The sequence below is a fragment of the Streptomyces erythrochromogenes genome (genome assembly GCF_040684695.1).
GTDB lineage: Bacteria > Actinomycetota > Actinomycetes > Streptomycetales > Streptomycetaceae > Streptomyces > Streptomyces erythrochromogenes_C.
In genome coordinates, this window is sequence record NZ_JBFBGM010000018.1 from 51,849 (window position 1) to 75,830 (window position 23,982).

Here is a 23,982-nt window from a genome sequence, read left to right on the forward strand (position 1 = left end):
CATTCGTCCAAGACAGGGCCTGCCGTGTAGGCGAGCCTGGAGGCATGCCCGAAGACGACACGGGGGACGAACCCCTGGAGCGCACGGCCGACAGCCGCTGGGAGGTCGCCCGCCCCGACGGCACCTCTCTCAGCGGCGTACGGATGGCCGGGTTCCGGGACCGCACGGCCGGCGGTCTCGACATGCGGGTCCTGCCGCAGCCCGCCGTGATCGTCGTCATCGGGCTGGGAACCGCCCCGGTCACGGTGGAGGGCGCCTGCGGGCACCGGCCGCTGAGCGGTCTGGTCGCCGCCATGTCGCCAGGTCCGGCCCGCATCCGCGGCGAGGGCGTCGAATGCGTCGAGGTGGCGCTCTCACCTCGGGCCGCCTATGCCCTGCTGGGGGTCTCCCCGCTCGAACTGGACGGCTCCATCACCGCTTTCGAGGACCTGTGGGGGCGGCACGCACGGCTGCTGCGCGAGCAGCTGGCCGACACCGCATCCTGGCAGGAACGGCTCGCGCTCACGGACGGATTCCTCAGGCGGCGGGCCGCAGGGGCCCCGCCCATGGCGGCCGAGGTCGCCGCCGCCTGGGAGGCCATCGTGGCCGGGCGGGGCCGGGTTCGGGTCGGCGACCTCGCCGCCTCCTGCGGATGGAGCCGCAAGCGTCTGTGGGCCAGGTTCAGCTCCCAGGTCGGCCTGACCCCCAAGCGCGCCGCCATGCTTGTCCGCTTCGACCACGCCGCCCGCGCACTCCTGGCCGGCGCGCCCGCCGGCGATGTCGCCGCCGCGTGCGGGTACGCCGACCAGCCCCATCTCCACCGCGACGTCCAGGCCCTCGCCGGGTGCACCCCTGGCGCTCTCGCCGGCCTGACCGCGTCCACCGGGCCCTGACGGCCCGCCGTACGGACCGATCGGCGATCGGCGATCGGCGATCAGCGATCGGTCGACCACCGACTCGACGGAAGGAACCGAGAACGATGACGAACACCGAGGTCCGGGCAGCACGGACGGCGGCCGGCCGGGAGCTCGTCGGCCGGCTCGCATTCGGCAGCATGGCCGCACACACCCTGCGCGCGGCCGTCCGCCTGGGGGTCGTGGAACTGATCGGCGACGGACCGCGCACAGCCGCCGAGGTGGCCGACGCGGCCAGGACCGCGCACCAGCCCACGACACGGCTGCTGCGCGCCCTGACCGCCCTCGGCCTGCTCACTGAACACGCCCCCGACACCTTCTCGGTGACGCCGGCGGGAGCGCTCCTCTCCCCCGGGCACCCCGACTCCCTCGCGTCGTTCGTCCGCATGTTCACCGATCCGGCGATCGTGCGCGCCTGGGAGCACCTGGACAGCAGCGTCCGTACGGGGGAGGTCGCCTTCGACACCGTCTTCGGCACGGACTTCTTCAGCCACCTCGCCGAGCACCCCGAGCTGTCCGCGGACTTCAACGCGGCCATGAGCCAGGTCGTCTCCGACACCGCCGCAGTACTGCCGCGTGCCTTCGACTTCGGCCGGTTCGCCTCGGTGACGGACGTCGGCGGGGGCAGCGGCACCCTCCTGGCCGCCCTGCTCGAGAGGTACCCGGGTCTTGCCGGCGTGGTCTTCGACACGCCCCACGGCCTGGCGGAGGCGGCGAAGACGCTGGCGCGGCACGGGCTGGAGGAGCGCTGCTCCCTCGCGGCCGGGGACTTCTTCCGCTCCGTCCCGCACGGCTCGGACGTGTACCTCGTGAAGAGCGTTCTGCACGACTGGACGGACGCCCAGGCGGTCACGATCCTGCGCCACTGCCGGCAGGTACTGCCGCCCGGCGGCGTCGTCCTGATCGTGGAACCGGTGCTTCCCCCGGTCGTCGGCACCGAGGACGGGGGCGTCTACCTGAGCGACCTCAACATGATGGTGAACGTCGGCGGCAGGGAGCGCACCCGTGAGGACTTCGAGGGCCTGTGCCGCCGGGCCGCCCTGCACGTCACGTCGGTCACCCCGCTCGCGGACGCCGCCCCGTACTCCCTGATCGAGGCCGTCGCCGAATGACCGGATGAGGTACGCCGAGCACCGGCTCGAAGCGGTGTGCGGGCCGACGCACTGGACCGGTCCCAGGCAGCGCTGAAGCTTTCGGCGGGACCCCTGCTCGCGGCTCGCGGCTGGCCTGCCGGGGCGAAGATGCGGTGTGCGGCCTTGCCCGAGTACGACAGCAGCCGGAACGCGAACAGACAGCAGGGCACCAGCTCGCCGGCACCGAGGCGTTGGACGATCCCGCCCTACGAGCCCGCCCCACGAACCCGCCCTGCGAACCCGGTCACGACGGCGCGGAGTGATCAGCAGGACCACCAACCGCTCAGCGTGGTCGAGCCCCGAACCGCCAGAGACTGTGCGACGCCTCATCATGCGGGCCCACCAGTGGCCGTCATGTGGCGCCGGCGGAGGTCGAGTTCTGCAGGAGGAACTGGGACTGCCCTCACGGCCGGTCGAGTCTGCCCTCGGACACCTGGCGTCCGCGGGGTCGCCCGGCGTATCCAGGACAAGGACGTACGCGCGAGACGTACGCAGGACACAGGCATCACGTACGGCTCCGATTCTCCGACGGAGGAAGCGTCAGTGCAGAACCACGCGAAGGCCAGGTCGAACGCCACCGAGGACGCCCGGTCGACGGCCCGCAGGCCGGTCACCGCACCACCCGCACAGGCCTCCGGGCTCCTCGGGATGCAGGCGACGGTGGGCAACGCGGTGGTCCTCCAGCGTCTGAAGCAGCAGCCGCACCGGCACGGTGCGGGGTGCGGCCACGAGGCGGAGGAGGCGTCGGTCCAGCGCTCGGCCGTCCACGACGTGGTGCGGGGCGGCGGCAGGCCGCTGGACGGCAGCACGCGCGCGGACATGGAGAGCCGGCTGGGCGCCGACTTCTCCGACGTCCGCATCCACGACGACAGCGCGGCGAGGGCGTCGGCGGCCGAGGTGGGCGCTCGGGCGTACACCAGTGGGAACCACGTGGTGATCGGGGAGGGCGGCGCCGACAAGCTCACGCTCGCCCACGAGCTCACCCACGTGATCCAGCAGCGCCGGGGCCCCGTGGCGGGTACGGACAACGGAGCGGGCCTGCGGGTCTCCGACCCCTCCGACCGCTTCGAGCGGGAGGCGGAGAGCAACGCGCGCCGCGCCATGAGCGGGGCGGCGCCGAGGACCGAGCAGCACGCACAGGAGACGGGCCGGGCCGACCGGGGGGCGGCCCACGCGCCGGTCCAGCGCTGGGCGGCACAGGCCGGCCCGAACCAGCAGCCCATGACGGTCTCGGCGAACGGCGTCTTCGCCGTCCCGAACGGCAACGCCACGTCGATCTGGATCCGCGTCGACGCGCCCGCGGGGTCCTACTCCCCGGCCCTGCGCCCGACCGGCACGACGCAGCAGGCCCTCCTCGGCGGCACGCAGCTGTACCAGGAGCACGAGCTGGCGCGGAACATCCTGGACGACTGCCTCCACACGGCGGAGGAGATCATGCACAACGCCGTCGGAGAGCTGGCCGACGGCGCGAACAGCAATGTCCGTACGAGCAAAGGGCTCAAGGCCTTCGGCATGTCGGACGAGCAGAACCGCGAGCGCGCAGGCGACTTCCCGGAGGCGACGGACCGCAACGCCCGCCCGGAGGTGGGACAGTCCTACCTGATGCTCGCCATGGACCCCGGGGAGCAGATCATGTCGCAGTACCACGCCGCAGCGGTGGTGGGCATGGACGGCCAGGACACGGTGACGATGGAGGCCTTCGCCGGGAGCGGCCAGACGTCCGCGAACCCGATGACGTACACGATCGGCACGGTGGCCTCCTTCCACGACTACTGGACGGGCGCGTACTACACCCCGAACTACCCGGGGGTCACCATGAAGACGGTGGTCCTCGTCAAGCGCGGCAAGGGCCGCCGGGTGACGGCGGGCTCGGAGCAGCCGGCCAACCCGAACGTGGCCTAGGTCAGGAGACCGCCCGAACGAACCCGCCCGTGAAGCCCGCGCACCCCTGCCCGCCGAGCCTCGGGCAACCCGCGCCAGGCCGTGGAGAAAGACGGGTGGTGCGTTCGGAGGCGTCGGGTGGGCGTGCCGGGGGACCTACGGCCCGAGGATCTTGATCGAGCGGATCGGGGCACCACCGAGGGACATGCCGTAGCCCATCGGCGACGTCGCCGTCGGCGCCCCCGAGCAGGCGTCGCCCTCGTAGACGTTGATCGGCCTCGTGGAGTGGTTGCCGACGAAGCTGAACGTGCTGCCCGCGGGAGCATCGGGGAACAGCTCATTGACGGTGTAACAGTGGTTGTCCACCGGGTCCTTGATGGTGACCCTCGGGGCGGTCAGGAGGGGTTCGCCCAGCGAGACGGACACAGTGCCGTAAGCGGCCGACGCGGGGGCGGCCACTGCGAGGGCGAGGACGAGGGCGCTTGTGGTGGCGACGAGCGCGAGTCCGGCCCGGCGGCCGGAGGGCAGACGGGGCATGGAAACCTCCAAGGCGCCGCGAAGGCAGCCGCGAAGACATGATGCGCCATACCCGCACCAGTATCCTCCGGGCCGTCGGCCACCGCATCGCGTGACCGAGCGTCCACCCGCAGTCCCCCGACCAGTTGATACGCCCGCGGTCGGGGAATCCTCGCGGCGTACGGGCGGACGTTCCCGTTGTCCCGCAGGCCACCGCGACATCGAATGTCACCCATCGTGTTTAACGATGCCCATTCCGGTAACAATAGGTAGCTACAGACAGTCCGAACCCGACGGAAGGCAGGAACATGAACCTCGTCACCGCCCTCATCCTCGTCGCGGTCGCCGCTCTGATCGGCCTGCTGGCTCTGGCCCCGACCGCCCCCGCACGGCGCAACCCCGTGCCCGGCCGGCGCAACCGGGCCGGCCGCCGCCGCGCCTCCTCGCGGCTGGGCGGCCTCCCCCGCCAGCGGGGAATCCACCACCACGCCCGCTGACGGATCGCGCCGTACGGGCGACCGGCGCCCGCAGGCCGGGTGGCCGCCGATCGTCGGAGGCGAGCAGGCCCCCTGCCGCGTCACGACGGCCGGACAGGAGAACGGCGCGGGGGCGCCCACCGTGTGGTGGGCGCCCCCGCGCCGCTGCTCGTGGAGCCGGCCCGGTCGGCCTCGGTGCCGCCGCTCCGCCGTCAGCCGGCTGAACCGTGCAGTTCGGTCGGTGGGGTGGGCAGTGGGATCGGGTCCCGGGGGCGGGTCAGTGCGCGCGGCTCTCGGGCACGGCCGAGTGGCCGGGTGCGCGGGCCCGGAGCCGGTTCGCGGCCAGGACGAGCCCTTCGGCCTCGCCGTTCCTGCCCAGGACGAACCGACCGAGGAGACCCTGCGGCCCGGTGATGACCACGACGTGGCCGTCCAGGGTCAGGTCCAGGTCCCGCCACGGGTGGCTCCACTGCGGCACGTAGCCGAATTCCCACAGCTGAAGCCGGCGCGTGGTCGTCGTCAGGGAGTACGACGTGTAGTCGTCCGCCTTGAAGGGCGCGGGCGGCTCGGCTCCTTCGGGGACGATCTTGACCCTGTACCGGCCCATTTCCCTCTCACCTGCTGCGAGAGAGTCCCTGCGGACTTCGGTTTTACGCCCTTCCCGGTGTCCGGTCACCGCCCCGGCGAAGGCGCCCGCACCGCCGAGGACGAGGCAGAACGCCAGGTTGAGCCACCAGGGCCAGAATTCCGTTGCCTTGATGGCGACCGGTACGACCCCGGCGGCGCCCGCCACCCCTCCCCAGACGACGCTGCGCCGCACCCGCTTGCGGCGTGCCGCGTCGGCGTCGCCACCGCCGTCGGCGCTCTCCCCGATCACTTCGTTCACGCTCTTCCCCCAACTGCTGCTGAGTCAGCACCAATTACTCGGGGAACACTACGCGTCCCCTGTACGACGGCTCACGGTGCTTCTTTCGTGCGGAACGCGCGCGAGCGCGCCCAGGTCTTGTCCTCGGTGAGGTACCTGTCGACTTTCAGGCCCACCTCTGCGAGGGCTTCCTCGAACTGCTCGTCGGTCAGCGGCCGGGACACGAACGTCTGGGTCCATACGGCGTCGGGAAATTCGTACTCCGCGTGCACCGAGTTCGCCCCGTCGCCGGTCGGCTCCGCCGACACGATCCGTACCGTGAAACCTCCGGGGTCGACGCGCTCGCGCGGCAGGTTCGTGTGCCAGTCCTCACCCTCCCGTTGGATCAGCACGCAGCCGTCCGCCGCGAGGTGCCGGACGCAGGTGCGCAGCAGGGCGCGCCGTACTTCGACGTCTGCGGCGTGTACGAGGAACGAGGCGAGCATCACCACGTCGAACGACTCGCCCAGGTCGAGGTCCTCGATCGCGCTGCGTATCGCGCGTGCCCCGCGCATGCGGTCGAGCATCTCCTGGGACTCGTCCACAGCCGTCACCGTGAAGCCCCGTTCCAGGAGGGGGTGGGTCACGCGCCCCGCGCCACAGCCCAGTTCCAGGATGTGCGCGCCCGGCGATACGGCGCCGGCGACGATGTCCGGTTCGGCCCCGACCGGCAGCCGCGCGTACAGCTCGACCGCGCAGCCGTCCGGGGTGACCGCCCCGGGACCGGTCCCCTGGTGTCCCGCTCGCCTGTTCAGCTCCATGCCCGTCCAACGGTCCGGGCCGCCCCGCGGTTTCCGCGCCCGGTGCCGCTGCGGGGGTCCCCGTGGCACGTGCGAGGATCGTGACTCCCACCTGAAGGTGGGGGCTTCTCGCTGTGCCGGTGCGGCTTCGCGACGGACCAGCCCGGCCCGTAGAACATTGAGTTCCCCGACGACGTCGGCGTGCGCCTGGTGGCCGCAGCCAACGCAGTGGAACTTCTCCTGTGTGGCCGACGGGCTGACGGCAGCGGGCATCGATGGGGGGCGGGCGGTCCCTCGCGCAGGGGGTGGGCCGGGAAATCGGGAGGCGCCGCTGGCGGTGCGTCTCGTACTGTCGGCCCGCACCGATCCGTCGAGTATCAGCAAGGACTTTGTGAACCCCTCCGATCTCCTCGCCCAGGCCCCCTCGCTCGCGGCCGGCATGGCCGCCGCCGAGCACAGCCCGGACAGTCAGCTGTCCCAGACCCGCCACCGCGCCGCGCTCGTGGCGGGCTGGAACATCGCACCCGGCTCGACCGTCCTGGAGGTGGGCTGCGGTCAGGGCGACATGACCGCCGTCCTTGCGGAGGCGGTCGGGCCGGGCGGGCGCGTGGTGGCCGTCGACCTGGCCGATCCCTCCTACGGGGCGCCGGTCACGCTGGGGGAATCGGCGGCCCGGCTCGCGGCGGGCCCGCTGGGGCCGCGCATCGACTTCCGCTTCGGCACCGACGTCCTCGACCCGTCGGTCGACTTTCCCGAAGGCACCTTCGACCATGTGGTGCTCGCGCATTGCTCCTGGTACTTCGCATCGCTGGGACAGCTGCGGGACACGCTGGCCCGGGTACGGCCGTGGGCGCGGCGGCTGTGGTTCACCGAGTGGGACCTGACGCCTGCCTCCGAGGGGCAGTTGGCGCACCTGCTCGCCGTGCTGATCCAGGGGCAGGTCGAGGCCGCGGGGTTGCACGGCGAGGGCAATGTCCGTACGCCTTTCTCCCGTGAGGGCCTGCTGCGGCTCCTGCCCGAGGCCGGCTGGACGGCCGACGGCGGCGAGGCGGTCGATACCGCAGGGCTGCAGGACGGCGACTGGGAAATCGCAGCCTGCCTGGACCTGGTGGGAAGCGACGGGCTTCTGGCGGTGCTGGCCGAGCCGGTGCGACAGCTCGTCCTGAGTCAGGCCGACGTGCTCCGGGCCATTGCCAAGCCCGGCGGCAACCGGGCGCTGGCCGCGTATGCGGTCACCGCGCGCTGATCCGAGGTGTTCTCGAGTGCGTCCGTCCGCTCCGGGGGCGGGCCGATTCCCGTCGGTGCTGTGCTCATACGGGAGGTGACCTGTTCCCGTCAGGGGGTCGGAAGCGCGCGCGGCACCCGCCGCCCGCGGCAGACCTCGGGTAAGGAAACGCACGATGACGCACTCGATACCGACCACGCGCCGGCGCGGACGCTTCGGCACCGCCGGCCTGCGGTCACTCGCGGGGCTGCTCCTGGCCCTCGCGTCGATCCTGATGGCGGGTGCTCAGCCGGCGGCCGCGCACCCGCCGAGCGGATCCGTGCACGTGTGGGCCTCCGACGTGCGGGTGCGCACCTGCCAGCGCGCCACCTGCTCGCTGGCGACCACGGAGCGGCTGACCAACGTCCGGGTGCAGGCGTACTGCCAGATGGACGGGGGCGCGGCGGGGCGGGTGACGGACGGCCCGTACACCAACACGTACTGGGTCCAGGTCATCACTCCGGGCCGGACGCTGGGCTGGATCTCGGCGGTGTACGCCAGTGGTGGTTCGAACAACTCCCCGGTGCCCGGTGCGCCGGTCGACGGGCCGGGGGACGCGACCGTGGACTGCGAGTTCCTCTAGATCTGCCCCTGACCGGGCAGGAGCAGTCGGCGTCTTCTCAAGGTTGTCCGTGGTGGTGTGCCCGGTACCGGCGGTGGGTCTGGGGCCGGGGCGCCGGCGGACGTGCCGGGGGCCGGATCCGGTGGGTCCGGCCCCTGGCGCCGTGTGCGGGGGCGTCAGTTCTTGACGGGTTCCATGCAGAGGACGAACTTGTCCGTCTCGAGCTGCTGCGCGAGGGCGACCTCGGCCACGCCTTCGCACTTGTCGATGTCGAAGGTGTTGTCGAAGACCTTGACGACCTTGTAGAGGTCGGGCACCTTCTCGGTGCAGGCCTTGCTGTCGACCTTGGGGTCGTTGTCCGGGCCGGTGACGACGACGCAGTCGCCGGCCTCCGCGTGCACCGGGGCCTCGCCCGTCAGGTGGGGAAGGCCCAGGCGCCAGAACAGTGCGACCGCGATCGCCACGGCGACGCCGAGGATCTTCTTGCCCAGGCCGCTCTTCTTCTTCGCAGGCTCGGACGGTGCGACGGGGGCGGCGGGCTGCTCGGGGGTCTGCGGTGCGGGAGGCGTGGCCATGGAGGGTTCCTTGGGGACGTGTACATGATCGAACGCGCGTACGCTACCGACTGCCGAACGCCCAAAAGGGACTCTTACGTTCCGTTTTCCAATCGGATACGGAGTCGTGATCCTGCCGGCCCGTCAGGCCGCACCGCCCGCCGCCGCGCTCGCGCAGGGCGGGTCGGTTACGGCCAGCCCTGCTTCACCTTGGCGGGTGCGGTGTTCCAGCTCTTCGGTATGAAGGTGATGACGTAGCTTCCGCGGTCGAAGTCGGTGTATCCCGAGGACCAGTTGCGGAACTTGCTCTCGTACACCTGCATGGGCCCCATGCCGCCTTCCGGCGAGTGGTAGTGGTTGGCGTGGGTCCAGATGGTGTTGTCGGGGTTTGTTTCCTTCTGGTCCCCGAACCAGCCGTAGTCGAAGTTCACGAAGCTCTCGCCGGGCTTGGCGGGGCTGCGTGAGGTGTTCCTGTCCTTCGACATGTCGACGAGGCCCGTGCCCGGGTGGGGGCGGAAGGCTTCGGGGTCGCCGTACTTCCGCTTGTCGGCGGAGCTCCGGGGGTCCTGCCCGCTCCAGAAGTGCTTCGAGTGGATGACCGCCTTCATCTTGGACGGGTCGTTGTTGCCGCCGTTGCGGTCCTTGAAGGACGGGGTGTTCCTCAGGGCCGAGTAGAAGTTGGAACGGCTGTCCTCGGCGGCGAGTGCGTCGTTGTTCTTGGTGAGCTCCGCCTTGAGGTTGACCAGGTAGGTGCTCTCGTCGTGGGCGCTTTCCAGGGCCTTGTTCATGACGGACGCCACGTCCCGGGCCCGGTTGAAGCCCTTGGTCTCGTCAAAGCTCTGCTTGGCGATGCGCCCCTCGAACTCGGCGCGCGTCTCGCCCGGCCGGGGGCTGGTGTTGGCAAGGGCGTTCCTGTGCTTCTCCTCGTCGAAGGAGGCGAAGGCCAGCTTGTTCGTCGGGTAGGGGCCCGAATTGACCCAGGTGACGCCGACGCATCCGTAGGACAGCTGCTCCCGCTGCTGTTCGGTCATCTGCTGCGCTCGTCCGTCGCGGTGGCTGTAGACCTGCTGCCACTTGCGTATGTAGTTGCTGATGCCGGTGGTGGCCCGGTCCCCGTACGCCCGGTACGCGTCGGGCATGCGGTCCAGGGGCTCGGCGGGCGGGGTCACCCTGTCGTCGGCCGCGGAGGGGGCCCTGAGGGACTCGGTGGCGCTCGGCAGGTCCCCGCCCGGGGTCCTGCCCGTCCGGCCCAGGTCAAGGGCCTCTTCGTTGAGCGCGTTGATGAGCGTGATGTCGTCCGCCGTCAGACCGTTGCTGTCGGCGTAGGAACCCTTCCCGTCGCCGGTACCGCCGGTACCGGCGGCTGCCTGGCTGACGGACGGCGTGAGCGCGGCCGTGCACAGCACGATGCCCACGGTGGTGAGGGCGAGGAACTCTGAACGTTTGTACATGAAAGCCTGGAATTCCTTTCATTGGAAAGCGGCGCGAGGGAGCACGAAGGCGCGCCCGGCTCCCGCATTCGCCTTTGTGCGTCCGGGAGCGGAAAGAAATGCGAGAAGTGATCATGTCCCGGTGCCGATTGCGCGACAACACTGCGGCTCCACATTCGGCCAGCTGTCCAATGGGGTGGTATTCGGTCATGCGGGCCGGGCCTGCCGTACGCCGGTGCGTGCGGCGGCGGCGTTCTCCCGGACCCTGCCGTACGGTCCGCGGCGGCGGCCGGAGGCGGCCGCCGCGAAAGCCCCGCGCCATGGTCGGCGGCGGTGCTGCCAGCGGGGCCGGGGAATGTCGGGCGCCGCCGGCGCCACGGGTACGGGTGCCGCGGGCGAGGCGTGCGGAACCGGCAGGAAAATGCGTCGCCGCCCGCCGGGAGGACCGCAAGATCTTCGCCACTCCCGCCTTGCGAACCCCCGTCGGCTCACTGCCGTCCCGGCTCTGTCACAAGCCGTCGGCTTCCGCAGAACGGCCGGTAAACCCTCTCCGTGCGCAGGCTGCCGCGGGACGGCCGTCTCGTGCGGGGACGGTCGTTCCTCCGGCGCGCTCGCCCTCTTCTCCCCCGCCGGCGCTCTGCAGGTCTTTTCATGAGGGGCGAGACTGGAGGGTGAATATCGCCCTTCGTGGGAGGACCGATGGCCGCGACCTTCTTGTACGATGCGAATCTGCGACTCGAAGTCGATTCCCCGGAATGGTCCGCGTTTCTCGGGAGCCACGGCATTCACGCCTCCGGATATCACGGCGACATGGCTCCGCTCACCGAGCAGCTTCAAAGCCACCGGGCGACGTTCTCATACCTCCCCGTGCTCAATTATTTCTACCTGCGCGCCGACCCGGTGTACGAGCCGATCGCCAGCGCCGTCTACGCGGCGGACGGCACGACCGGCATCCCGAGTGTTCTCGTCGTCCGCGCGGACAGTGAGGTCACCGATGCCGGTGGTCTGCGCGGCAAGCGGCTGGCCATAGCGCACCGCTTCTGCACGACGAGCTTCCTCGCGCCCGTGCTGATGGTTCACGGCCTGGGGAGCCGTATCGATGATTTCTTCGGTGAACTCGTCATCACCCCGCCCTACGAGGGGCAGGTGGAGGCGGTCGTGACCGGTGCGGCGGACGCGACCTTCATCCAGGAAGACGTGTGGCTGAAGGATCCGGCCAACGCCGGGAAGACCCGTGTGGTCACCAGGATGGATCATCTGCCGACGCCCCTGTTCATCGTCGGCGAAGACGCTCCGCCCCGGCTCCGCTCGGCCGTCCGGGATTTTCTGCTGGCCTACAGACCGGCGGCGAAGGAATCCGTACTGTTCTCCGGATTCGCCCGGTACGACGCCGCGGCGGTCGAGGAGACCCTCCGGATCGCCGAGGAAGCGCTCGCCCGAACGGACGGGAGGGGCGGGCACCGCCCTCCCGTCAGCGGTGGCCCAGTACGTTGACCACCCGGCCGTTGGGGTCGCGGACGAAGAACCGGCGCACCCCCCATTCCTCGTTCTGCAAGGGGTGGACGATCTCCGCGCCGCTCGCCCGCACGGCCGCGTACACCGCGTCCACGTCATCCACTTCGACGCTCATGTCGGGGGTGACGGGGGCTGTTTCGTCGTCGGTCATGAAGCTGATCTGCGCGGTCGGGGCGGACGGGGAGGCGAGCGTCATGATCCAGCCGTGGTTCATGACCTCCTCGAATCCGAGCAGGCCGTAGAACTCCCGGCTCTCCTCGGCGGCTTCCGACCGGACGTTGGGGACGACTCGGCGGACGGACATCGGCGACTCCCGGGTGAGGTCAGGCCAGGCCGGAGGCGATGGCGCGGCGTACGGCGTCCGCGCGGTCGCGGATGCCGGCCTTGGCGAACAGGTTGTTGATGTGCGTCTTGACCGTGGCCTCGCTGATGAAGAGCCGCTCGGCGATGCCCCGGTTGGACAGGCCCTGGCCGATCAGCGCGAGCACCTCGCGTTCGCGGGGGGTGAGGTCGTCGGGGAGGGGCCGGTCGGGCGGGGGCGCGTTGGTCCTGAGGGTGGCGAGGAGCCGGTCCTGGACCTCGCGGTCGAGTACGGACTGGCCGGCGGCCGCGGCCCGGATCGCGCGGGTGATGTCCTGGCGTCCGGCGTTCTTGGTCAGGTAGCCGCGGGCCCCCGCGCCGAGTGCGCCGAGGATCGAGTCGTCGTCGGCGAAGGTGGTCAGGACGACCACCGCGACCTCCGGGTGCTCGCCGGCCAGCAGGCGGGTCGTCTCGATGCCGTCCATGACGGGCATCCTCAGGTCCATCAGCACCACGTCCACCGGGCCGGCGGCGACGGCCTCCAGCACCTCGGTGCCGTTCGCCGCCGCCGCGACGACCTCGATGCCCTCGGCCAGGGCGAGTACCGCGGCGAGGGGCTCGCGGACGGCGGCCTGGTCGTCGGCGACGACCACCCGCAACGGCTGCCCCTGCGCCACGGGTCCGGTCGTCCCTCCGGTCGCGCCTCCGGTCGTTTCTCCGGTCATTGCGGGATCACTGCCTCCACTTGCCAGTCGCCCTGGTGCGGGCCTTCGGTGACCGGGCCCGCGGTGAGCGTTCCCCCCAGCAGGGCGACGCGTTCGCGCATGCCGATCAGTCCCATCCCGCTGCCCGTACCGGTGCCCGGGGCCGGCCGGCGGGTGGCGGGGCGGTTGCGGATCCTCAGCACGGTCGATGCGGGGGCGAACTCCAGCTCCACCCCGACGGCTCCCCCGGGAGCGTGCCGGGCCGCGTTGGTGAGGGCCTCCTGGGCGATCCTCAGCAGGTTCTGGACCGTCCGGGCGGGCACCTCGCGCACCGTTCCGGTGACGGTGAGGGCGTCGTGGTGGCCCGAGGACGCGAGCATCGAGGCCAGGGTCTCCCGCAGCGGCAGCACGTCCTCCCGCAGGGCGTGCACGGTCCACTGCGCCTGCTGCAGGCTCTCCTTCACCAGTGCGTGGGCCTTGGCGTTGGCCTCCCGGACCTTCTCCAGGTCCCCCGTGTCGATCAGCGCGTCCGCCAGCTCCAGCTGCATGTTGATCCCGGCGAGGGAATGGGCCAGGACGTCGTGCACGTCCCGGGCGATCCGGCCCCGTTCCGTCAGCACGGCGGTGCGCGCCTCGGCCCGCGCGGCGCGTTCGGCCGACTCGGCCGCGTCGATCGCCGCCCGGACGGCCTGCCGCTGGGTGCGGTTGAGGATGCCGATCAGGACCGGGGCGCCGGTGGCGAGGCCGAGCACCCACGGCAGCAGCTCGTACCCCGGCCCGAGGCGCAGGTAGAGGACGGCGCCGCAGAGCAGGCTGCAGAACCCGGCCAGGACGAGGGCGGGCCTGGTCTCCAGCCGGTATCCGATGTGGCCGGCGAGGAAGAAGGCGAAGAGGTAGCCCGTTCCGCTGCTGCTGAGGCCGATCAGGGCGGCCGCGGCGACGACCCCGAGCGTGAGCCAGGCGAGGGCGAGGCGCGGCGGGACCTTGTGCTCGGGCAGCCGGCGGGCCAGCAGCGCGGCGGAGTTGACCGCGAACAGGACGGCCACCGCAAGGCCCCGGCCGCTCAGGCCCATGGGCCGGATCGTCAGGAGGCCCACGAGGACGACCGCGAGGGACACCACCCACTGCACGCGCGGGTCGTGCCCGGGGACGGGGCGCGGATGCGGGTGCGGGTGCGGGTCGCGGCCGGTGTCGTCGCCGGGGTGCGGGGCGCTCGGGTCTGCGGGCACAGGCCGAAGATACGGCACGGTCAGAGCGTGGTGCCGAGCACGGGCCGGGCGGCGGGGGCCGCTGCCGCGGTGCGCACCGTCCGGCTGCGCAGGTAGATCGTGGCGACCCGGGTGACGACCTCGGTGAGCGCCATCAGGACGAAGGCCGTGACCCACGCCTGCTGGCTGGTGATGTGGTGCGCGAGGCTGAAGCGGGCGACGTCGTCGGCGCCGCCGCCGTGCTCCACCCATGTCTGGAAGCCCATCCGGGCTCCCATGCCCGCGATCCAGAGGGCCGCGGAGACGGCACCGGCCTTGATGAGGAGGTCTCCGTCGAGGGCGCGGATGCGGGTGTAGATCCCCCCGGCGATGCCCAGGGCGGCGCCCACGGCCGTGAGGGCGGCGATCAGGACGAGGTCGTTGCCGTCGGTGGGGACGGAGTCCAGGTACGAGTAGGCCACGAAGGCCACGATCGCCAGCGGGAGCAGGAAGGTCTTGCGGTCGAGGCGGCCTTCCCGCAGTTGCCGGAAGACGATCAGGACGAGGGCGATGTCGGTGATCCACTCGGTTGCTGTCATGCCCCCAGACTGCTGCGGCGCCGGTCTGCGCGCCTGGACCCGGGGGTGGAGAAGGGGGTGGAGATCCCGCTGGGCGAGGCGGCGTCGTCCGGGCGGGGCAGTCGCATGCTGTCCCGCCCCGGACGGCTGTCGCGGGCGGCCTTCTTCCCGTACGGGGCCGGGGCCCGGTCAGGCGGCGGCGAAGGTGTCGTCGAGCCAGTCGTAGATGCGGGCGATGGACAGCCGCATCGCGCCGGGGTGGCAGTGCGCGCCGGCGCCTTCCTCCGTGGTGAACGCCATGAAGGTCTTGGGGCAGGTGAGGTGGTCGTAGAGCTGCTCGGGCTGGCCCTTGAAGAACATGTCCTCTTCGGCGTCGCAGACGAGGGTGGGGCACTGGATCCGTTCGGCGATGCCGTCGGCGAGGGTGTAGTCGAGGTAGGAGGCGTTGAAGGCGCGGGGGGTGTCCACGCCCATGACGTACATGCCGTGGTTGATCGCCCAGCGCGCGATCGGGTCGCTGGTCATGGCCTGCTCGAAGGCGGCGTCGAGTTCGGGTGCGGACGCGGCGCGCAGGAGCCGTTCGGCCTCCTCGCGGGTGCCGGGGACGTTGCGCACGGCGATCTGGCCGAGGTCGTAGAGGCCGTCCACGGCGATGAGCGCGGCCAGGCGGTGTTCGAACGCGGCGGCCCGGGGGGCGAGGATGCCGCCCATGCTGATGCCGATGAGCGCGATGCGGCCGGCGTCGACCTCGGGGAGGGTCTCGGCGAAGTCCACGACGGGGGTGATGACGTTCTCCCAGTCCGGGCGGAAGACCAGGCCCTGGTGGTGGCGCGGGCCGGGCATGCCGGGGCCGTCGAAGACCAGTACGTTGTAGCCGCGCTCGATGGCGGCCATCGCGCCGAAGAAGTGCATCTCCTCCGCGGTGCCGTCGAACCCGTTGTGCATGATCAGCGTCGGGCGGGGGGTGCCGGAGTCGTCGACCCGGTAGAAGTAGCCGGGGAGGGTGGTGTCCTCGTAGGGGATGCGGACCGGCTCGATGACCGGGGTGAACAGCGCGGCCGCCGCCTTGAAGCAGGCCACGGAGCGGTCGTAGGCGTCGTCGTGGCGCGGGTCGCAGGGGTGGCCGTGGAGGAAGAACTCCGCCGACCGGTAGTAGTTCGACGCGCGCAGGAACCCGTCGCGGGCGCTGATCCGGTGGCCGGCGGCCAGTGCCTTCTGCGCCTCGCCCGAGACACGGTCCGCGGTGGCCATCCACTCGGTGTACCAGCTGTCGTAGTCGCCTTCGGTGATCCGCTCGCCGGTGGAGACCACCTCGCCGAAGTCGGCGCCGCCGTAGGCGATGTGGCTCATCGACCGCAGGGTCTCGTACCAGAACTGGATGTTGTCGGGGAACAGCAGCTGCTTCATGGGGTGGTTCTCCTGTCGTGCGGAGCGAGGATGTGCGCCGGAGCGTTCGCAGCCGCTTTCGCGGTGCGGTGCGGTGTGCTCTCCGGCGTGATCCAAGATTCCGGCAGGACGATGTCCACCTTCCAGGCCGTACGGGGACGGTGGCTGTCCACCGTTGTCCGCTCGTGTCCGCCCCTTGCGGAGCGCGCGGGCACGGCCGTCGGCGTCGGGAAGCGGGCCGGGTGGCCTGCGGCGTTGCGCGGGCCACCTTGCGGATGTTCCCCCGCCTGCCGTCACCGGGAGGGGACGGCGTCCTTCGGGGAGGTGTGCCAGTTGGTGACGATCGGCTTGTCGACGGTGATGGTGCCGACCGGGAGGGAGACCGGGTCGGGGTCGTTGTTGCCGATGGCGACGATGATGCTGTCCAGTTCCTTGCCGCCGTTCGCACTGGTGGTCTTCGGGTTGACCCCGGCGTAGGCGGTGGTGTTGCCCGACAGCGTGATCTGCTTGCCGGTGGACTGCTCGGCGGGGCCGGCCTCGGTGCCGTCGGAGCCGAACGCGATGGTCGGGTGAACGGCGGGCAGGGTGCAGGTGATGCCCGGCTTGGCCTTGGCCACGACGAGGATGTATCCGCCGGCCTGGGTCTCGGACTTGGTGCTCCAGGCGATGTCGTTGGCCCCGCACACCTGTCCGACCGGCTTCTGCCCGCCGTCGGTGGCGCCGCCGTTGTTGTTGTCCTTGCCCGTGCCCCCGGAGGCTCCGGCGGTGGCCGCGGGTGCGCCGGAGGGGGTGGGCGCGCCGGCCGCGGGGGTGGCGGAGGCGGAGGTCTGGGGGGCGCCGGCGTCCGTGCCCGCGTCCGTGTCCTGGCATGCCGTCAGCAGCAGGGTTCCGCCCATCAGGACGGTGGTGACGAGGGTGGCCTTGCGGCGGTTGCCAGACATGAGATGAGTCCCCTTGTGCGGTCGTCGGTCACGGGGCCGGGGTGGTCGTGCCCGGCGCTGCGTGATCACTATGCGGGGGTTGCGGGCCGGCCCGGGGCGATGTCCTCGTTCCCTGACAACGCTGTCGCAGACCGGTGACATGATCGCGACGAACGCTGCCGGGGGCGGAAAATGGGTCGCGTGGACGGGGTGGGGTGCGAGAGCTTGCCCGGATGCAACAGGCGAGCGGTCGTACGGTCGGCATCCATCTCACCCACGGGGGCGAGTACTTCGGCCTGCTGGGCCCGTACGAGGTGGACGGGGGGTGGTGGTCGTCCGCCGCGCCGGTCGTGGAGCGGGTGTCGCGGGAGGTGGGGGTGCCCGCGGTGGTGCTCCGGCTCGCCCACGCGCCGAGCGACGGCAGCAGCGGGCACGGCGGGCACGTGGTCTACCACGTCGAGGCGCTGGAGCGGCCGGCAGGCCCGGCCTCCCCGGCACCGCGTCAGGTGACGGCGGAGGTCGCCGCGTTGCTCGGTCCGGCCGAGCGCCGGGCCGGCTGGGCGACGGCCGCGGGACTGCGGGAGGCACTCGCCTGGGCCGAGGAGAGGCTGGAGGCGGCGGGCCGGCCCGCCGTCGGCCGGCCCGAGCAGGTCCGGACGTGGAACCTGTCCGGTCTCTTCCGCTTCCGCACCACCGGCGGCGGGGGCAGGGACGGCGGCGCAGCGTGGCTGAAGACGGTCAATCCCGCGTTCAACGCCCCTGAGGGCCTGGTGATCGCGCTGCTCGGCTCCGTCGACCCCACGCTGGTGCCGCCGGTCCTCGGCTCCGACCCGGAGCGCGGCCGGCTGCTGCTCGAACACGTGCCGGGTGAGGACCTCTGGCGCCCGTCGGCCGAGGACGTCGTCGCCGTGGTGCCCCGGTTGGTCGCCGCCCAGGCGGCCCTCGCCGCCGACGGCCGGGCCGCCGCGGCCGGGCTTCGGGACCGTACCCTGCCCACGCTGGTCGCCCATGTGAACGCGCTGCTCGACCGGCTCGGGGCCGAGCGGGCCGCGGCGCCGGAGGCGGGCTCCGAGGGGCCCGGGGAGCAGCCCGAGGACCGGCTGACGGCCGAGGAGCTGACGGCCGCCCGGGCGCTCGCCGCGCGGCTGCCCGCGCTGGTCGAGGAGCTGGCGGCCTGCGGGCTGCCGGACACCCTCCTCCACGGCGACTTCCACCCCGGCAACTGGCGTTCCGACGGCACCCTGGCGGTGATCGTGGACTTCGCCGACTCCGCGTTCGGGCACCCGGCCCTGGACGGGCTGCGCCCGCGTCAGTACGTGGACGGGGAACGATGGGCGCAGATCGCCGAGGTGTGGGCACGGGCGTGGCGGGAGCACGTGCCCGGCTCGGCACCGGAGCGCGCGCTGGAACTGGTCGAGCCGCTGTTCCACCTCGCGTACGCGGTGCGGTACCAGGAGTTCCTGGACCACATCGAGACCAGCGAGCGGCCGTACCACGAGACCGACCCGGTCAGTGAGATCCGCAGGGCGCTCGGCCGCGCGGGCGGGATCCTGGCCGACGGCTGACGGCCGGCGGCTTGTGGCCGGCGGGGGTTGCGCTGGAGCGTGCTCCAACTCGTAGGGTCCGCCGGTATGACGATGCGATACAGGGTCCTGGGCGGGACCGGGCTCGAAGTGAGTGTGCAGTGCCTGGGCACGATGATGTTCGGGGCGGTCGGCAACCCCGACCACGAGGACTGCGTACGGATCGTCCACGCGGCCCTGGACGCCGGCATCAACTTCGTGGACACCGCGGACATGTACTCGGCCGGCGAGTCGGAGACCATCGTGGGCAAGGCGCTGCGCGGGAGGCGGCGCGAGGACGTGGTGCTCGCCACGAAGGGGCACTTCCCGATGGGTGAGGGGCGCAACCGCGGCGGCAACTCCCGGCGCTGGCTGGCCCGGGCGGTCGAGGACAGCCTGACCCGGCTGGGCACCGATGTGATCGACCTCTACCAGGTGCACCGGCCGGACCCGCGGACGGACATCGAGGAGACCCTCGGGGTGCTCGGCGACCTGGTGCGGGCGGGCAAGATCCGGGCCTTCGGCTGCTCCACCTTCCCGGCCGAGGAGATCACCGAGGCGCACCACGTGTCCGAGCGGCGCGGCCTGGCCCGGTTCCGGACGGAGCAGCCGCCGTACTCGATCCTGGCGCGCGGGGTGGAGAAGGGCGTGCTGCCGGTGGCCCGGCGGTACGGGATGGGGGTGCTGACGTGGAGTCCGTTGGCTTCGGGATTCCTGAGCGGGAGGTACCGGGCCGGGCGGGAGGTGGATCTGAGCCGCGGCCGGGCGGCGCTGACGCCGGCGCGGTTCGATCCGGCGGTGCCGGGGAACGCGGCGAAGCTCGAGGCGGCCGGTGAACTGATGGAGGTGGCGGCGCAGTTCGGCTGCACGCTGCCGGAGCTTGCGGTGGCGTTCCCGCTGGTGCACCCGGCGGTCACCTCCGTGATCATCGGGCCGCGGACCATGGAGCAGCTGGAGTCGCTGCTCAAGGGGGTGTCCGTGGTGCCGGACGATGCGACGCTGGACCGGATCGACGAGATCGTGCCGCCGGGCACCGACCTGTACCAGCCGGACGGGGCCTGGCGGCCGGTCACGCTGACCGATCCGGCCCTGCGGCGGCGGGCCGTCGGGGACCGCTGACGGTGTGGCGGGGGCGGTGCGCGGGGCCGCCGTACCCGGCTCACGGCGCCCCCCGCTCCGCGGGTCAGCCCGGTGCCGGCGTCCCGTGCCCGTGGCGGGCGGCGCGTCCGGGCCAGATCCGGCCCCGGTCCGCCGACGTCAGGCGGCCGACGAGACGGTGCCCCCTGCGGATCTCCACCACGGCGGACGCGCTCGGGGAGAGCAACTGCTCGTCGGCGACGGCCAGGGCGTCCCGCAGGTGGGCCGCGTGGCCGAGGTGGATCACGGCGCGGCGCCGGTCCAGTGTCCGTACCTGATAGGTGTCCGGTCCGCGCGGCTCGTCGAGCAGGCGGACGTCGGACCGTGAGATCGCGAGGACCGGGCGTTGGCGGTGGAGGACCTCGACACGGTCGGCGAGGCCCCTGCGGATCCAGGAACTCGCCGCGCCGGCGGCCTGGGCCAGACCGTTCGCACCCGACGCGTCCGGAGGGGCCGCGGGCCCTTCCTGCGGTGGGATGTCGTGCCGGAAGCGGTACATCGGCTCGTCGGAATCTATGCGTCCTCCTCGGGCGGCCTGCTCGCGCGGCCTGCGCGTGCGTCCTGCTCGCGCGGCCTGCGGGTGCAGGCTCCAGTCTGCCCGGTGGTGGCAGAGGCGGGAGCCGGGGCGGGCTGCTCAAGTCCCTCTGACGGGCCGGGTACGGGTGCCCCGGCCGCGCCCCCCGCCGCCGTCAAGCGGCTGCGGGGGCGCGGCGCGGCGCGGTCGTTCAGCTGCCTCCGGTGCAGGTGCCGTGGGGGTTGTGGAGCGGTACGTCGTACCAGCCGCTGGTGCCGCCGGGCCGCTGGATGGAGAACCAGACGACGCAGCGGGTGCCGAGAGCCGCGACGAAGGCCTGCTGCGCGTGCCAGGCGAACTCCGTGGAGACGAACTGGTTGCTCGCGTTGCGGTACTCCAGCCGGACCCCGATGCGGCAGTAGCCGGGCCCCTTCGTCTTGGTGATGTTGGCGTACATCTGGTTCGGGTGCGGGTTGGCGGTGGTGTAGCCGAAGTGCGCGTCCGCCACGCACTCTCCGGCGCGGAACTGGACGTCGTTGGTTCCGTTCGTCCAGATGATCTGGTCCCCGGGGTTGGCGTGTGCCGTGCCGGCGGGCAGTGCCGCCGCGAGGCCCACGGCTGCGGCCAGCGCCCCCAGGGACCTGCCCCACCTGCTCGACCTGCTCGACCTGCTCGTCTTCGTCGTGCGCATGAGATCCGCCTTTCGCCCGTGTACCGGTCGGTCCGGTGCGCGGATGTGACCGGCAGGTCACGGCTCCACGGTGGTGGCGCGGGGAATTGGCCGGGGGGTCCGCCCGGAAAGTGCGCAGCTCGGGGCCCGTAAGGCGGGCGGACAACGGGGGTTGTCCGCGGACAACCGGCACCGGGCTGCGCGGGGCGCCTTCGTGTCGGGCGGGGGCCATGGGGGTGAGCAGTTCCTCCGCCGCCCCGTCCGAGTTGCCGACGTCCCCGCCCCTTGCCATCGTTTTCGGTGAAGTGCCAGACCATGGGCTCGGGGGGTACGGGAGCCGGTCCGATGAGCAGCAGCCGCGAGGACGAAGCCGGGCACGACAGGCCGTGGAGCAGGCCGGGACGGGGCCGGTACGCCCTCACGCGGCTCTCGGGGATGCTGCGGCCGAACATCACGGTGTACCGGCCGGAGCCGGGCAGGGTGCTCGTCGAGAACGACTGCCCGGTGGTGACCCGGGACGGCACGGTGCTGCGCGTCAACGTGCACCGGCCGCCGGACGGCGTCCCGGTGCCGGTGATCCTCTTCGCCCATCCGTACGGGAAGGACGACCTTCCGCGGTTCTCCGCCTCGGGGCGGCCCAGGCTGTCGTTCCGCTTCCGGGTCATGCGCCAGACCGGGCCGCTGGTCTTCTCGTCGCTCACGACCTGGGAGGGGCCCGATCCGGTGTGGTGGGTCGGCCGGGGCTATGCGGTGGTGAACTGCGATCTGCGGGGCGCGGGCACGTCCGACGGCGTCGGGGCGCTGCTGTCGGCGCAGGAGGGTGAGGACGTCCACGACCTGATCGAGTGGGCCGGGGCGCAGCCGTGGAGCAGCGGGGCGGTGGGGATGCTCGGGGTGTCGTACCTGGCGCTGACGCAGTGGCGGGCGGCGTCCACCGGGCCGCCGTCGCTGAGGGCGATCGTGCCGTGGGAGGGGTTCACGAACGCCTACCGGGGGCTGGCCCGCCCCGGTGGTGTGGCGGAGGACGGTTTCCTCAGGCTCTGGGACCTCGGGCTGAGGAAGGTCCGGCAGGCGTACTCGTTCCGGCGGGAGAGCGCTCGCCGGCCGGTGATCGACGCCTGGTACCGGTCCCTCGACCCGGACCTGTCCGCGATCGGGGTGCCCGCGCTGGTCTGTGGCAGCTTCTCCGACAACAACCTCCACAGTCGCGGGTCGTTCGCCGGTTTCGAGGGGATCTCCTCCGCGGAGCGGCACCTGTACACCCATCGCGGCGGCAAGTGGGCCGTCTTCTACGACCGGGAGGCTCGTGCAGCCCAACTGCGTTTCTTCGAGCGTCATTTGAAGGGGCTGGACGTGCCGCCGCCGCCCCGGGTCCGGCTGGAGGTCCGGGACCGCGCCGACCATGTGGTGGAGGTGCGGGAGGAGGAGTCCTGGCCGCTGGAGCGCACCCGGTGGACTCCCGTTTACCTCACGGCGCGGGGGCTCGCCGCCGATCCGCCGACCGTGGCGGGGTCGCTCTCGTTCGGTGTGCGCCGGGGAGGGGTCCGGTTCGGCTGGACGGTCGAGGAGGACACGGAGCTCACCGGGCCCATGGCGCTGCGGCTGTACGTGGAGCTGCACGACACCGACGACGTGGATCTCGTCGTGGGGGTCGAGAAGTGGAGCGGGGGCCGGTTCGTCCCGTTCGAGGGGTCCTACGGGTACGGGCGCGACCGTGTCGCCACCGGGTGGCAGAACCTCGCGCTGCGGGCGCTCGACGCCGGCCTGTCGCGTCCCTTCGAGCCCGTGCCGGCCTGTCTGGTGCGCGAGCCGGTCCCGGCGGGGGTGGTCGTCCCCGTCGACATCGCGCTCGGTGCGTCCTCGACCCTGTTCCGTGCGGGAGAGCAGCTCCGGCTGGTGGTCGCGGGGCGCTGGCTGTCCCCGCGCAACCCGCTGACCGGGCAGTTCCCGGCCTCCTACCGGACCCGGACCCGGGGGCGGTGCACGGTGCACTGGGGGCCGGACCGGCCCGCCCGGCTCCTGCTGCCGGTCGTCCCGGGGAAGGCGTAGCGGGCGGGCCTGTGCCGCCGGGGTTCCGTCCGGGGTTCCGTCCGGGCCGAGTGGGGGCTGCCGTGCGGCAATTGGGTAGAGCGTTCGTTCTAGGACTGTGCTACGTTTCCCCCATGCGCTGGATAGAGCGCTCGTTCTAGAACGTGGGGGAATCATCATGCACAGCAACGGCAACCAGGACAGCCGCTCGGTCACCGTGATCGGCCTGGGGCCCATGGGCCGGGCCATGGCGGACGCCCTCCTGGACCGCGGGTACGACGTCACCCTCTGGAACCGCACCGCCTCCCGCGCCGACGCGCTCGTGGCCCGCGGCGCCCGGCTCGCGCCGAGCGTCCGGGAGGCCCTCGCCGCCAACGAGTTGGTGCTCCTGAGCCTCACGGACTACGCCGCGATGTACGACCTGCTCGGCCCCGCCGAGGCCGCCCTCGCGGGCAGGGTTCTGGTCAACCTCAGCTCCGACACCCCCGAGGAGGCCCGCAAGGCGGCCCGTTGGGCGTCCGACCGGGGCGCCGTGCAGCTGACCGGTGGCGTCACCGTCCCGCCCTCCGGTATCGGCAGGCCCGAGTCGTCCACCTTCTACAGCGGCCCCCGGGACGTCTTCGAACGCCACCGCCAGGTGCTCGAAGCGGTCACCGGCACGACCGACTACCGCGGCGAGGACCCGGGACTGGCCGCGCTCTTCTACCAGATCGGCATGACGATGTTCTGGACGTCCATGCTGAGTTACTGGCAGGCGACCGCCCTGGCCCGGGCCAACGGGCTGACCGCCTCCGACATCCTCGGACACGCCGTCGACACCGCGAACTCCCTGCCCGGCTTCTTCACCTTCTACGCCGACCGCATCGACGCCGGCCGGCACGACGGCGACGTCGACCGGCTCGCCATGGGCACGGCCAGCGTCGAGCACGTCCTGCACACCCACGCCGACGCGGGCGTCGACACCGTCCTGCCCGCCGCCGTCGCCGCCCTCTTCCGGCGCGGCATGGACGCCGGCGGCGCCGCGGAGAGCTTCTCCTCGCTCGTGGAACTCATGGCGAAGTCCGGCTGACGGGGCACCCCGCGGCCGGTGCAGTGCGGGGCGGACCCGCGGAGGGGAGCGGATCGGGC

Annotated in this window: 24 protein-coding genes; 11 read left to right on the forward strand and 13 right to left on the reverse strand. The window is 72.1% G+C overall.

What is annotated here, in order from left to right; all coding sequences use genetic code 11:
• The first annotated feature begins 44 nt into the window (after nt 1-44).
• From AB0O53_RS24790 to AB0O53_RS24800, 3 genes are all read left to right on the forward strand, one after another.
• A complete protein-coding gene (locus tag AB0O53_RS24790; protein ID WP_350999366.1) occupies nt 45-872 on the forward strand; it encodes a helix-turn-helix domain-containing protein in 828 nt (275 codons plus the stop codon).
• 86 nt (nt 873-958) lie between these two features.
• Nucleotides 959-2,005 (forward strand): methyltransferase, encoded by a 1,047-nt coding sequence (locus AB0O53_RS24795; RefSeq protein ID WP_365198271.1) that lies wholly within the window; start codon nt 959-961, stop codon nt 2,003-2,005.
• A 564-nt stretch (nt 2,006-2,569) separates the two neighbouring features.
• Nucleotides 2,570-3,928, forward strand: coding sequence for an eCIS core domain-containing protein (locus AB0O53_RS24800; RefSeq protein WP_435886671.1), 1,359 nt, complete (start codon nt 2,570-2,572; stop codon nt 3,926-3,928).
• A gap of 135 nt (nt 3,929-4,063) precedes the next feature.
• On the opposite strand, the gene AB0O53_RS24805 is transcribed toward AB0O53_RS24800, so the two are convergent.
• Complete coding sequence (locus tag AB0O53_RS24805; RefSeq protein WP_365198273.1) at nt 4,064-4,444, reverse strand: hypothetical protein; 381 nt, start codon at nt 4,442-4,444, stop codon at nt 4,064-4,066.
• A 287-nt stretch (nt 4,445-4,731) separates the two neighbouring features.
• Between AB0O53_RS24805 and AB0O53_RS24810 the strand changes: the two genes are divergently transcribed.
• Nucleotides 4,732-4,920, forward strand: a complete 189-nt coding sequence (locus tag AB0O53_RS24810; RefSeq protein ID WP_350999375.1) for a hypothetical protein — start codon at nt 4,732-4,734, stop codon at nt 4,918-4,920.
• Nucleotides 4,921-5,176: 256 nt separating this feature from the next.
• Here AB0O53_RS24810 and AB0O53_RS24815 read toward each other — a convergent pair whose 3' ends face one another.
• Both AB0O53_RS24815 and AB0O53_RS24820 read right to left on the reverse strand, forming a co-directional pair.
• Nucleotides 5,177-5,785, reverse strand: a complete 609-nt coding sequence (locus AB0O53_RS24815; RefSeq protein WP_365198276.1) for a hypothetical protein — start codon at nt 5,783-5,785, stop codon at nt 5,177-5,179.
• A 71-nt stretch (nt 5,786-5,856) separates the two neighbouring features.
• On the reverse strand, nt 5,857-6,564 hold the full coding sequence (locus AB0O53_RS24820; protein ID WP_365198279.1) for a class I SAM-dependent methyltransferase: 708 nt from the start codon (nt 6,562-6,564) through the stop codon (nt 5,857-5,859).
• Between the two features lie 370 nt (nt 6,565-6,934).
• On the opposite strand from AB0O53_RS24820, the gene AB0O53_RS24825 reads away from it, so the two are divergent.
• On the forward strand, nt 6,935-7,789 hold the full coding sequence (locus AB0O53_RS24825; protein WP_365198440.1) for a class I SAM-dependent methyltransferase: 855 nt from the start codon (nt 6,935-6,937) through the stop codon (nt 7,787-7,789).
• A gap of 154 nt (nt 7,790-7,943) precedes the next feature.
• Complete coding sequence (locus AB0O53_RS24830; protein WP_350999386.1) at nt 7,944-8,390, forward strand: hypothetical protein; 447 nt, start codon at nt 7,944-7,946, stop codon at nt 8,388-8,390.
• Between the two features lie 155 nt (nt 8,391-8,545).
• Here AB0O53_RS24830 and AB0O53_RS24835 read toward each other — a convergent pair whose 3' ends face one another.
• Both AB0O53_RS24835 and AB0O53_RS24840 read right to left on the reverse strand, forming a co-directional pair.
• Nucleotides 8,546-8,944 (reverse strand): LppU/SCO3897 family protein, encoded by a 399-nt coding sequence (locus AB0O53_RS24835; protein WP_350999388.1) that lies wholly within the window; start codon nt 8,942-8,944, stop codon nt 8,546-8,548.
• A gap of 167 nt (nt 8,945-9,111) precedes the next feature.
• Nucleotides 9,112-10,374: a protein-glutamine gamma-glutamyltransferase gene (locus tag AB0O53_RS24840; protein WP_350999389.1), complete on the reverse strand. Its 1,263-nt coding sequence runs from the start codon at nt 10,372-10,374 to the stop codon at nt 9,112-9,114.
• A 678-nt stretch (nt 10,375-11,052) separates the two neighbouring features.
• Here AB0O53_RS24840 and AB0O53_RS24845 point away from each other — a divergent pair.
• Nucleotides 11,053-11,847 (forward strand): phosphate/phosphite/phosphonate ABC transporter substrate-binding protein, encoded by a 795-nt coding sequence (locus tag AB0O53_RS24845; RefSeq protein ID WP_365198283.1) that lies wholly within the window; start codon nt 11,053-11,055, stop codon nt 11,845-11,847.
• Here the strand turns inward: AB0O53_RS24845 and AB0O53_RS24850 are convergent.
• The 6 genes from AB0O53_RS24850 to AB0O53_RS24875 form a co-directional block, all read right to left on the reverse strand.
• Nucleotides 11,825-12,172: a VOC family protein gene (locus tag AB0O53_RS24850; protein WP_350999395.1), complete on the reverse strand. Its 348-nt coding sequence runs from the start codon at nt 12,170-12,172 to the stop codon at nt 11,825-11,827. The two genes, AB0O53_RS24845 and AB0O53_RS24850, sit on opposite strands and share 23 nt — an antisense overlap.
• 19 nt (nt 12,173-12,191) lie before the next feature.
• Nucleotides 12,192-12,893 carry a response regulator gene (locus tag AB0O53_RS24855; RefSeq protein WP_365198285.1) on the reverse strand — a complete coding sequence of 234 codons (702 nt, stop codon included), beginning with the start codon at nt 12,891-12,893 and terminating at the stop codon, nt 12,192-12,194.
• Complete coding sequence (locus tag AB0O53_RS24860) at nt 12,890-14,119, reverse strand: sensor histidine kinase (RefSeq protein WP_434094464.1); 1,230 nt, start codon at nt 14,117-14,119, stop codon at nt 12,890-12,892. The genes AB0O53_RS24855 and AB0O53_RS24860 overlap by 4 nt, the downstream gene beginning before the upstream one ends.
• 2 nt (nt 14,120-14,121) lie before the next feature.
• On the reverse strand, nt 14,122-14,658 hold the full coding sequence (locus tag AB0O53_RS24865) for a hypothetical protein (RefSeq protein ID WP_350999399.1): 537 nt from the start codon (nt 14,656-14,658) through the stop codon (nt 14,122-14,124).
• Nucleotides 14,659-14,826: 168 nt separating this feature from the next.
• The gene (locus tag AB0O53_RS24870) at nt 14,827-16,044 is read right to left on the reverse strand and encodes an alpha/beta hydrolase family protein (RefSeq protein ID WP_350999402.1); all 1,218 of its coding nucleotides are present in this window, start codon (nt 16,042-16,044) and stop codon (nt 14,827-14,829) included.
• A 272-nt stretch (nt 16,045-16,316) separates the two neighbouring features.
• Nucleotides 16,317-16,964 (reverse strand): DUF4232 domain-containing protein, encoded by a 648-nt coding sequence (locus tag AB0O53_RS24875; protein ID WP_365198289.1) that lies wholly within the window; start codon nt 16,962-16,964, stop codon nt 16,317-16,319.
• 212 nt (nt 16,965-17,176) lie between these two features.
• Between AB0O53_RS24875 and AB0O53_RS24880 the strand changes: the two genes are divergently transcribed.
• Both AB0O53_RS24880 and AB0O53_RS24885 read left to right on the forward strand, forming a co-directional pair.
• Nucleotides 17,177-18,508 carry a phosphotransferase gene (locus AB0O53_RS24880; protein WP_365198292.1) on the forward strand — a complete coding sequence of 444 codons (1,332 nt, stop codon included), beginning with the start codon at nt 17,177-17,179 and terminating at the stop codon, nt 18,506-18,508.
• Between the two features lie 72 nt (nt 18,509-18,580).
• A complete protein-coding gene (locus AB0O53_RS24885) occupies nt 18,581-19,624 on the forward strand; it encodes an aldo/keto reductase (RefSeq protein ID WP_350999638.1) in 1,044 nt (347 codons plus the stop codon).
• A gap of 64 nt (nt 19,625-19,688) precedes the next feature.
• Here AB0O53_RS24885 and AB0O53_RS24890 read toward each other — a convergent pair whose 3' ends face one another.
• Nucleotides 19,689-20,141 carry a hypothetical protein gene (locus AB0O53_RS24890; protein WP_350999410.1) on the reverse strand — a complete coding sequence of 151 codons (453 nt, stop codon included), beginning with the start codon at nt 20,139-20,141 and terminating at the stop codon, nt 19,689-19,691.
• A gap of 226 nt (nt 20,142-20,367) precedes the next feature.
• Entirely contained in the window at nt 20,368-20,847 is a 480-nt protein-coding gene (locus AB0O53_RS24895) for a hypothetical protein (RefSeq protein ID WP_350999412.1), read from the reverse strand.
• 324 nt (nt 20,848-21,171) lie between these two features.
• Between AB0O53_RS24895 and AB0O53_RS24900 the strand changes: the two genes are divergently transcribed.
• Nucleotides 21,172-22,875: a CocE/NonD family hydrolase gene (locus AB0O53_RS24900; RefSeq protein WP_365198296.1), complete on the forward strand. Its 1,704-nt coding sequence runs from the start codon at nt 21,172-21,174 to the stop codon at nt 22,873-22,875.
• Nucleotides 22,876-23,032: 157 nt separating this feature from the next.
• Entirely contained in the window at nt 23,033-23,923 is an 891-nt protein-coding gene (locus AB0O53_RS24905; protein WP_365198299.1) for an NAD(P)-dependent oxidoreductase, read from the forward strand.
• Nucleotides 23,924-23,982: the final 59 nt, after the last annotated feature.

What these genes read in the sequence shown, in the direction of transcription:
- AB0O53_RS24790 (WP_350999366.1), top strand. Translation starts at nt 45, where the DNA reads ATGCCCGAAGACGACACGGGGGACGAACCCCTGGAGCGCACGGCCGAC.
- AB0O53_RS24795 (WP_365198271.1), top strand. Translation starts at nt 959, where the DNA reads ATGACGAACACCGAGGTCCGGGCAGCACGGACGGCGGCCGGCCGGGAG.
- AB0O53_RS24805 (WP_365198273.1), bottom strand. Translation starts at nt 4,444, where the DNA reads ATGCCCCGTCTGCCCTCCGGCCGCCGGGCCGGACTCGCGCTCGTCGCC.
- AB0O53_RS24810 (WP_350999375.1), top strand. Translation starts at nt 4,732, where the DNA reads ATGAACCTCGTCACCGCCCTCATCCTCGTCGCGGTCGCCGCTCTGATC.
- AB0O53_RS24820 (WP_365198279.1), bottom strand. Translation starts at nt 6,564, where the DNA reads ATGGAGCTGAACAGGCGAGCGGGACACCAGGGGACCGGTCCCGGGGCG.
- AB0O53_RS24830 (WP_350999386.1), top strand. Translation starts at nt 7,944, where the DNA reads ATGACGCACTCGATACCGACCACGCGCCGGCGCGGACGCTTCGGCACC.
- AB0O53_RS24835 (WP_350999388.1), bottom strand. Translation starts at nt 8,944, where the DNA reads ATGGCCACGCCTCCCGCACCGCAGACCCCCGAGCAGCCCGCCGCCCCC.
- AB0O53_RS24840 (WP_350999389.1), bottom strand. Translation starts at nt 10,374, where the DNA reads ATGTACAAACGTTCAGAGTTCCTCGCCCTCACCACCGTGGGCATCGTG.
- AB0O53_RS24845 (WP_365198283.1), top strand. Translation starts at nt 11,053, where the DNA reads ATGGCCGCGACCTTCTTGTACGATGCGAATCTGCGACTCGAAGTCGAT.
- AB0O53_RS24850 (WP_350999395.1), bottom strand. Translation starts at nt 12,172, where the DNA reads ATGTCCGTCCGCCGAGTCGTCCCCAACGTCCGGTCGGAAGCCGCCGAG.
- AB0O53_RS24855 (WP_365198285.1), bottom strand. Translation starts at nt 12,893, where the DNA reads ATGACCGGAGAAACGACCGGAGGCGCGACCGGAGGGACGACCGGACCC.
- AB0O53_RS24865 (WP_350999399.1), bottom strand. Translation starts at nt 14,658, where the DNA reads ATGACAGCAACCGAGTGGATCACCGACATCGCCCTCGTCCTGATCGTC.
- AB0O53_RS24870 (WP_350999402.1), bottom strand. Translation starts at nt 16,044, where the DNA reads ATGAAGCAGCTGCTGTTCCCCGACAACATCCAGTTCTGGTACGAGACC.
- AB0O53_RS24875 (WP_365198289.1), bottom strand. Translation starts at nt 16,964, where the DNA reads ATGTCTGGCAACCGCCGCAAGGCCACCCTCGTCACCACCGTCCTGATG.
- AB0O53_RS24880 (WP_365198292.1), top strand. Translation starts at nt 17,177, where the DNA reads ATGCAACAGGCGAGCGGTCGTACGGTCGGCATCCATCTCACCCACGGG.
- AB0O53_RS24885 (WP_350999638.1), top strand. Translation starts at nt 18,581, where the DNA reads ATGCGATACAGGGTCCTGGGCGGGACCGGGCTCGAAGTGAGTGTGCAG.
- AB0O53_RS24890 (WP_350999410.1), bottom strand. Translation starts at nt 20,141, where the DNA reads ATGTACCGCTTCCGGCACGACATCCCACCGCAGGAAGGGCCCGCGGCC.
- AB0O53_RS24895 (WP_350999412.1), bottom strand. Translation starts at nt 20,847, where the DNA reads ATGCGCACGACGAAGACGAGCAGGTCGAGCAGGTCGAGCAGGTGGGGC.
- AB0O53_RS24900 (WP_365198296.1), top strand. Translation starts at nt 21,172, where the DNA reads ATGAGCAGCAGCCGCGAGGACGAAGCCGGGCACGACAGGCCGTGGAGC.
- AB0O53_RS24905 (WP_365198299.1), top strand. Translation starts at nt 23,033, where the DNA reads ATGCACAGCAACGGCAACCAGGACAGCCGCTCGGTCACCGTGATCGGC.